General features: G+C 63.1%; 9 protein-coding genes. 2 read left to right on the top strand and 7 right to left on the bottom strand.

Annotated elements, in window-relative coordinates; all coding sequences use genetic code 11:
* On the bottom strand, nt 1-683 hold a 683-nt coding region (locus tag Y703_RS0109530), incomplete at its 3' end, for an aminotransferase class I/II-fold pyridoxal phosphate-dependent enzyme (RefSeq protein ID WP_026552508.1).
* Nucleotides 680-1006, bottom strand: coding sequence for a ferredoxin (gene fdxA / locus Y703_RS0109535; protein ID WP_026552509.1), 327 nt, complete (start codon nt 1004-1006; stop codon nt 680-682). The genes fdxA and Y703_RS0109530, both read right to left, overlap by 4 nt.
* Nucleotides 1007-1121: 115 nt before the next feature.
* Between fdxA and Y703_RS0109540 the strand changes: the two genes are divergently transcribed.
* Complete coding sequence (locus Y703_RS0109540; protein ID WP_026552510.1) at nt 1122-1352, top strand: putative acetyltransferase; 231 nt, start codon at nt 1122-1124, stop codon at nt 1350-1352.
* An 89-nt stretch (nt 1353-1441) separates the two neighbouring features.
* Here the strand turns inward: Y703_RS0109540 and Y703_RS19155 are convergent, their stop codons facing one another.
* Both Y703_RS19155 and Y703_RS0109550 read right to left on the bottom strand, forming a co-directional pair.
* Nucleotides 1442-2257, bottom strand: a complete 816-nt coding sequence (locus Y703_RS19155) for a type IV toxin-antitoxin system AbiEi family antitoxin domain-containing protein (protein WP_051427471.1) — start codon at nt 2255-2257, stop codon at nt 1442-1444.
* 172 nt (nt 2258-2429) lie between these two features.
* Nucleotides 2430-3707 (bottom strand): MFS transporter, encoded by a 1278-nt coding sequence (locus Y703_RS0109550; RefSeq protein WP_026552511.1) that lies wholly within the window; start codon nt 3705-3707, stop codon nt 2430-2432.
* Nucleotides 3708-3773: 66 nt separating this feature from the next.
* Between Y703_RS0109550 and Y703_RS0109555 the strand changes: the two genes are divergently transcribed.
* Nucleotides 3774-4268: an ArsR/SmtB family transcription factor gene (locus tag Y703_RS0109555; RefSeq protein WP_026552512.1), complete on the top strand. Its 495-nt coding sequence runs from the start codon at nt 3774-3776 to the stop codon at nt 4266-4268.
* 9 nt (nt 4269-4277) lie between these two features.
* Here the strand turns inward: Y703_RS0109555 and Y703_RS19160 are convergent, their stop codons facing one another.
* The 3 genes from Y703_RS19160 to Y703_RS22655 all read right to left on the bottom strand — a co-directional run.
* Nucleotides 4278-4814: a hypothetical protein gene (locus tag Y703_RS19160; protein ID WP_155849476.1), complete on the bottom strand. Its 537-nt coding sequence runs from the start codon at nt 4812-4814 to the stop codon at nt 4278-4280.
* Nucleotides 4815-4826: 12 nt separating this feature from the next.
* The gene (gene typA, locus Y703_RS0109565; protein WP_026552513.1) at nt 4827-6743 is read right to left on the bottom strand and encodes a translational GTPase TypA; all 1917 of its coding nucleotides are present in this window, start codon (nt 6741-6743) and stop codon (nt 4827-4829) included.
* Between the two features lie 216 nt (nt 6744-6959).
* Nucleotides 6960-8126, bottom strand: a 1167-nt coding sequence (locus Y703_RS22655; protein ID WP_035764517.1) for an ATP-binding cassette domain-containing protein, incomplete at its 5' end; no start/stop codon positions are given.

Below are 8126 nucleotides of genomic sequence, written 5' to 3' on the forward strand. Positions count from 1 at the left end.
CCGCCGCAGACGCGTGGGTCAAGGACACTCGGGACCGGCTCGCCCCCGCGGGCGCTGTCCCAGCCGCCCCACCCCAGTTCCGCGTAACACTCATCCGAGGCGACGACAGCCCCGATCGCCCGTGCATCGGCCACGAGGGGTGCAAGCTCGGCTGCGGGGAGCACACGGCCAGTGGGGTTGGCTGGCGAGTTCACCCACACCAGGCGCACGCGGGACCGGGTGGCCTGATCCAGAGTCGAGAGGTCGTCAGCGGCCACTGCCGTGGCGCCCGCCAGCATCGCACCAATGTCATAGGTGGGGTAGGCGACGGCGGGGCGCACGACGACGTCGCCCTCCCCGAGCCCCAGCAGGGTGGGCAGCCAGGCCACGAGTTCCTTGGACCCGACCGTCGGCAGAATGTCCCTGGGATCCAGTCCCTCGACTCCTCGGCGCCGCGCGAACCAGGCGCTGACTGCTGCCCTGAGCTCCTCGGTGCCGTGGGTGGTCGGGTAGCCCGGGGCATTGGCCGCAGCGGTCAAGGCCTGCTGAATGACAGCAGGGGTCGGATCGACCGGTGTGCCGATGGACAGGTTCACTGCCCCCTCGGGATGCTGCTTTGCCAGCGCCACGTACGGCGCCATGGCGTCCCAGGGGTAGTCAGGGAGCGCAATCCCAAACTGTCGGGCGCTGCCGTGAGCGGTCATGCGTCCTGAATCTGGGGCGGAAGGGCAGCGATGATCGGGTGGTCCTTGCCGATGTTGCCCAGCTTCGCGGCACCGCCCGGCGAACCGATGTCGTCAAAGAACTCGACGTTGGCTTTGTAGTACTCGGCCCACTGGTCCGGGGTGTCATCCTCGTAGTAGATGGCTTCCACAGGGCATACCGGTTCGCATGCGCCGCAGTCGACGCACTCATCCGGATGGATATAGAGGGACCGTTCGCCTTCGTAGATGCAATCTACTGGGCATTCCTCGATGCAGGCCTTGTCCTTCAAATCCACGCACGGCTGTGCGATTACGTAGGTCACTTCCCACGCCTTTCCAGTTGGGGCTTTCGTTCCGTTTCCAGCTTAACGCAATGCCCCGGTGCAGCCGCATCGGGTACTTGCCCAACCCTGTGACCCCTACCACTACGATGTTCAAATGGACTCCCCCGCGCAGCAGCTGATCGCCCTCCCTGTGGGCACCCGCGTGGTGGTCAGGTACCGTATCGACGGCGGGCTCACTGATGCTCTGGGAGACCTGGTCCAGGTCGACCAGGACACGTGCACCGTGCGCACACGCCGCCAGGGGGACGTCGTCGTCCGTCTGGCCCTGGTGACCGCTGCGAAACCAGTCCCTCCCCCACCGGCGCGCAGGCCGAGGCGGTTTTAGCCCGCACGGATACCCCCGGACCTGCTTCGTTTTTCCCCTTTCCCACCCACTCCGGGCCGTCAGTGGGAGTGTCTAGACAATCCCACTGTTTAACCCTGATCGGTGGGAGCGTAGGCATCGAGGGCCTGCTTCACCAGCTGCAGGAACTGTCCGGAATGCCTGACAAGCAAGGAATAGGTGGCTCGGAGAACAGGAACTCTGCCGATCATCAGCAGATTTCCCCGCCTCCGATCCTCCTCAAAATCAGCTGATGCGCTGTGATGCTCGCGACCGTCGGCCTCCACACCCAGCACCTTTTCAACTACCAGATCGAGCCGGCCGACACCTTTGACATAGACCTGAGACTGGAAGCTGTAGCCGGCCCGACGAAGGTGATACTTCGCTACGGTCTCCAGAATCGACTGTGAAAACGGGTCGATCTGGGCGATGATCTTTCGAAGTGCCAGGTCTCTGCGGCCCGTCGCGCGCTGGCGAAGTTCAGGAAGGCTCACCTTACCCAGGACGACAGCGGATTCGACGATGCAGAGAGCGTCCAGCTCCGGTAAGCACCTCATGCACTGTATGCAGACGTCGAGGTCGGTTAACGATCGTGCGGACCGGTGCACTGTGAAGGTGTCGTCCAGGGCCCGCCCGTGGTCGACGCTGACATGGATCAGAGCCGGCCGCCGGAGGATCCACAGTCCGCGGTGACTGGCGCCGCTGATGCAGGCAAGTTCAGCGCCGGCGCAGGCAGCCGCCACGTGGGACGGGTCCGCGCCCGGAAGACAGTAGACCCCACGACACGGTTTGACTACCTGCCCAGCGGCCAGTGCCGCGGCGAGTTGATGAGAACTCACCCCGTTGGCCACGAGGTCCCCTCGTCGAGTAACGCCGCCGCGCATAGTGAGCAGGCTCAGAAGGTCCATGGGTAAATAGTTGCCCATTCAGGACATCGCCTGACTCATTGACCAGCATAATGTGGACAATTCCCCGCTGCGAGCTTCAACTATCCCACCCGCTCCGGGCCGTCAGTGGGATTGTCTAGACATTCCCACTCACACCGTCCGGTCAGTGGGACAGTGCGTCGCGGATGCTGGACTACGACGCGCCAGTAGCAACTGTGTCGGGGAGTTTCCTCATCCCGATGAAGCCACCACCCAGGACTGGGATTGCGGCCACAACCGTACCCGCGACGCCAATCCACATGGTGGGCACCACACCGAGCTGCGCCCCCAACACACCAGCGAGGAGACCGGCGATCGGCATGACTCCCCAAATCACGCATCGGATCGACGCGTTCATCCGACCGAGCAGCCTCGGCGGGCAGACCCGCTGGCGCATACTGACCTGCATGATGTTGTAGGCCAGGACGCAGAAGGTCATTCCCGCCTCACCCACGATGAGGAGGACGATGGCAACGGGCTTCGACGGCGCAAGAGCTGCCAGCGGAATCAGAACCAGAAAAGCGCTGCTAGTCAGCGACGCCACCGGGATCAGCGTCCCCTCGCCAACCCGCTCGGCAATCCACGGCGTTGCGACGGCACCCAGCAGACCGCCCACTGCAGCAAGCGACAGGATCAGGCCCAGCGCTGCAGCGCCGAGGTCCAGATCACGCAGGATCAGCAGCGGCAGCAGGGTGAAGATCAGCGTTGCGAAGAAGTTGACCCCAGCGGTGCAGGCGGCCACCCGCCGAATCAACTGGTGCCGCACCACAAAAACCAGGCCCTCCTTGATTTCGGCAGCGATCGGGAGCCGATCGGCTGCGGGTGACCGCTGCTCCTGATCCTGGGTCAGCACTAAAAACACTGCCGACACCAGATAGCCCACCGATTGGCCCAGGAACAACAGCGGGGTGCTGACAATCTGCAACAGCCCGCCAGCAGCTGCAGGCCCGCCCAGGCGTGAGATCTGCGCTGTCGATTCCAACTTCGAATTGGCGCTCGGAACCTGGTCGCCGCGCACCAGCACCGGAACGTAGCTCTGATACGCCACATCGAAGAACACTGTCGCGATGCCAACGACGCCAGCCACCGCACAGAGATGCCAGATCCCGAGGACATCCAGCCACCACAGCAACGGGACAGCGAGCATGGCGACCATCCGCACCAGGTCAGCGGCGATCATCACGCGCCGTTTGAGCCACCGGTCTACCCAGGCGCCGGCGGGGAGACCAACGATCAGGAACGCCGCAGTCGCGCTGGCGTTAAGCACTCCCACCTCGAACTCAGAGGCACCCAGGAGCAGGACTGCAATGACAGGCAGGGCCAGATGACCGAGCTGGGTCCCGAACTGACTGATTGCCTGCCCGGTCCAAAACTTGAGAAAATTTCGGTCACGGACGAGGGACGGCGGCAAAGATTCGGTCTGGGTGGGCATCGTCACAGTTTGCGGCTAGTGATTGATTTCTGTCAATCACTAGCCGGTCTGACGTATCATTTAGGGATGGATACTGATGAGGACGTACAGGCGCGCGGCCGGGCGCTCAGCTCTCCCGTCCGACTCCGAATCCTCCGGTTGTGCCTGCACAAGGGCAGAACCAACAAGGAGATCGCTGAAATTCTCGAACTAAACCCGGCAACCGCCCTGCACCATGTGCGGACGCTCCTCGCGACGGGGTTTCTCGCGGCCGAGGAGGCTCGCACCGGGAACCGAGGAGCCAAGGAGATCCCCTACCGAGCCACCGGGCTATCCTGGCGGAGCAGGATTCCCAATGCGGCCCCCGTGTTGGTGGAGACATTTCTCCAGGAAATTGACGGCTTGACCCCGTCCGAGATTGACGTTTGGCGGCTCGGCCTCCGCCTCAACGAAACCAACCGCTCAGAAATGATGCGCCGGATCCGCGAGATCTTCGAGGAATACGCTGTCCTCGATTCCGATACCGACGGCACCGCAACGTCCATCATGCTGGCCCATCATCTGGACCGCAGCGCAGACTAGGCCGGACAGCTAGACGGCGCTCGGCGTTCCAGCCCGTCGCGGCCGCAGCACCCACCAGGACAGCATCGAGGCCAGGACTGTGACGACCGCCAGCCCAAACACCCAGATGCTCCCTGCTACAGCTGAGGGCAACAACGGCTCCATGCTTAGATCGGTCAGCACCAGAGGCTGGTCTTCGCTGGCCGCGAGCAGCCCCACCAACAGGTAGGCAACACCGCCCACGACCGGGCTCAGGTAGACATTACGAGCCCAGACAGCAATACATACTGCAGCACTGCCAGCGAGGAGTACTGCGGCGGCCGCCCCCAGTGGAAGGGTGGTGCCCGCCAGATCCCATAGCTGGCCGTGGAGTGCCGTCCCCAGAATGGCTACACCTATCCCCACCGCTGCCGCTGCCACAAGGGACAGCCACAGCGAGACGTGCCGGTGTCGCTTATCACTGTGACCTGGGGGCTCCTGTCGCCCACCACCCACCGGACCACTGACGACGACAGCGGCTGGGCGCCGCGCGTCGTCGTCAGTGCGTACCGGTGGAAGATCCTGCACAGCGGAGGAGGGTTAGACCCGGGCGCGTGAACGCGCCGCGCGCATCCGCTCGTTGGCATCGAGGATCAATTTACGGATCCTGATGGACTCGGGCGTGACCTCGACACACTCGTCCTCACGGGCGAACTCCAACGACTCCTCAAGGGTGAGCTTGCGGGGAGGCGTGAGGTTCTCGAAGGTGTCCGAGGACGCTGCACGCATGTTGGTGAGCTTCTTTTCCTTAGTGATGTTGACGTCCATGTCGTCGGCGCGTGAGTTCTCCCCGACGATCATTCCCTGATACACCTCGGACGTCGGCTCCACGAAGAAGGAGCCTCGTTCCTGCAGGTTGATCATGGCGAACGGCGTGACTACTCCGGCGCGGTCAGCGATCATCGATCCGTTGGTCCGGTACTCGATGTCACCGGCCCACGGCTCGTAGCCCTCGGAGTAGGAGGCCGCGATGCCCGCACCACGGGTGTCGGTGAGGAACTTGGTGCGGAAGCCGATCAGGCCACGGGCCGGCACGATAAACTCCATCCGGACCCAGCCGGTGCCGTGGTTTGACATGTTGGTCATGCGGCCCTTGCGGGTCGCGAGGATCTGGGTGACGGCACCCAGATATTCCTCGGGGACATCGATGGTCATGTGCTCCATCGGCTCGTGGACCTTGCCATTGACCATGCGGGTAACAACCTGCGGCTTGCCGACAGTGAGCTCGAAACCTTCACGGCGCATCTGCTCGACCAGGATCGCTAGTGCAAGTTCACCACGGCCCTGTACTTCCCAGGCGTCGGGACGCTCGGTAGCCAGAACCTTGAGGGAGACGTTGCCGATCAGTTCACGATCAAGACGATCCTTCACCTGGCGCGCGGTGACCTTGGCGCCCTTGACCCGGCCGGCGAGAGGCGAGGTGTTGATACCGATGGTGACGGAGATGGCTGGATCATCGACGGTGATCAGGGGCAGTGGCTGGGGGTTGTCGATGTCGGTCAGGGTCTCGCCAATGGTGATGTCCTCGATGCCTGCGACAGCAACAATCTCGCCTGGTCCGGCTGAATCGGTTGGAACGCGGTCGAGGGCTCGGGTGGCCAGCAATTCGGTGATCTTGACTGACTTCAACTCGCCGTTCTGACGGGCCCAGGCAACGGTCTGCCCCTTACGCAGGGTGCCGTTGAAGATACGCAGCAGGGCAAGACGGCCCAGGAACGGCGATGCGTCCAGGTTGGTCACGTGGGCCTGCAGGACACCGTCAGGGTTGTACCGGGGTGCTGGGATGTGCTCGATGATGGTCTGGAACAGTGGCTCGAGATTGTCGTTCGACGGAACAGTGCCGTCGGCGGGCTGCTCGAGGGAGGCTGCGCCTTCCCGTGCTGCGGCGTAGACAACAGGCACATTGAGCACCAGGTCGAGGTCCAGGTCCGGCACTTCGTCAGCGAGGTCGGATGCCAGGCCCAGGAGGAGGTCCATCGATTCGCTGACCACCTCGTCAATCCGCGAATCGGGGCGGTCGGTCTTATTTACCAGTAGCACCACCGGAAGCTTCGCGGCCAGGGCCTTGCGAAGGACGAAGCGGGTCTGGGGCAGCGGGCCCTCAGAAGCGTCCACCAGCAGGACAACGCCGTCGACCATTGACAGACCGCGTTCCACCTCGCCGCCGAAGTCAGCGTGGCCAGGGGTGTCGATCACGTTGATGGTGATGGTCTCGCCCTTGGCGGACGGGCCGTCGTAGAACACAGTGGTGTTCTTGGCGAGGATGGTGATGCCCTTTTCTCGCTCAAGGTCGCCCGAGTCCATGACCCGGTCTGCCACGTCGCCGTGGGCGGCGAAGGAATTGGTCTGCCGGAGCATGGCATCAACCAGGGTGGTCTTTCCGTGGTCAACGTGAGCCACGATGGCAACGTTGCGGAGGTCACTGCGAACAGCTGTGTTGCCTGTGGTTTCAGACATGCGTAAAGACTCAATTCAGTAATCTTGAGGGGAATCTAGCGTTATGAGGACGGCGCCTGCTTCTACCAGTCTAAGCTCTCAGGAAAAAATGCCCTAACGCGGGGGTCAGATCCCGTCCTGGACGCGGCTGACGGCCGGCGCTGGAGAAACGCACGACGGCGGCCCACCCCCAGGGAGTGAGCCGCCGTCGAACCGGTCCTGGCGTATTCAGTGCCGCTAGGCTGCCCCGGGAGGCAATACTAGACCGGCGCCAGGAATAGCTTCGAGCAGTGCCCGGGTATACGGGGTCTGCGGATTGTCGAAGACGTCGTCAGTAGACCCCTTCTCCACCAGCTTTCCCTTTTCCATGACGCACACGTGATCAGCGATCTGTCGGACCACTGCAAGATCATGGGTGATGAACAGGTAGCTCAACCCCAACTCTGCCTGCAGGTCTGCAAGAAGGTTGAGGATCTGCGCCTGGACGAGGACGTCCAGCGCAGACACCGCTTCATCACAGATGACCACCTCAGGGTCCAGTGCCAACGCACGAGCGATAGCCACCCGCTGCCGCTGTCCACCCGAGAGCTCGTTGGGGAATCGCCGCATCATCGATGCAGGCAGCGCCACCTGCTCCAGCAGGGACCGGACCTTCTGTTCCCGCGACTTCGCGTCGCCGATCCCGTGTACCCGCAGCGGCTCTTCGATTGTCCTGAAGATGTTGTACATCGGATCGAGCGAACCGTAGGGGTCCTGGAAAATCGGCTGCACCCGCCGGCGGAAATCGAACATTTCCTTCCGGCCCAGCGAGGTGATGTCCACCCCGTCGAAGTCAATGCTTCCCTCCGTGGCCGGCTCCAGCCCCAGGACCATCCGTGCGACAGTGGATTTGCCTGAACCGGACTCGCCGACCACAGCAGTAGTGGTTCCCCGGACGATGGAGAAGGAGACGCCGTCGACCGCTTTGAACTCGGTCGACTTGCCCCAGCTGCCACGGATCTTGAAGACCTTCGTCAGGTCCTTGACCTCAATTACCTTGTCGGCATCGGGGCCAACAGCTGCCGGGGGCTCCTCCGGTGCGAGCATCTCGGTCGAAGCCACACCCAGCTTCTTGGCGGACTCAATCCGACGAGATGCCAACGACGGCGCCGACGCTACAAGTTTCTGCGTGTAGGCGTGCCGCGGGTTGGTCAGCAGTTCCATCGCTGGACCGGCCTCGACCACTTTGCCCTTGTACATCACGATCACCTTGTGAGCCCGCTCGGCGGCCAGCCCCAGGTCGTGGGTGATCAGCAGCACTGCAGTCCCAAGTTCCCGGGTCATGCTGTCCAGGTGATCGAGGATCTGCCGCTGAACCGTTACGTCGAGGGCCGACGTCGGCTCGTCAGCAATGAGCAGACGCGG

The sequence above is a fragment of the Arthrobacter sp. H20 genome, assembly GCF_000520515.1.
Taxonomy (GTDB): domain Bacteria; phylum Actinomycetota; class Actinomycetes; order Actinomycetales; family Micrococcaceae; genus Arthrobacter_D.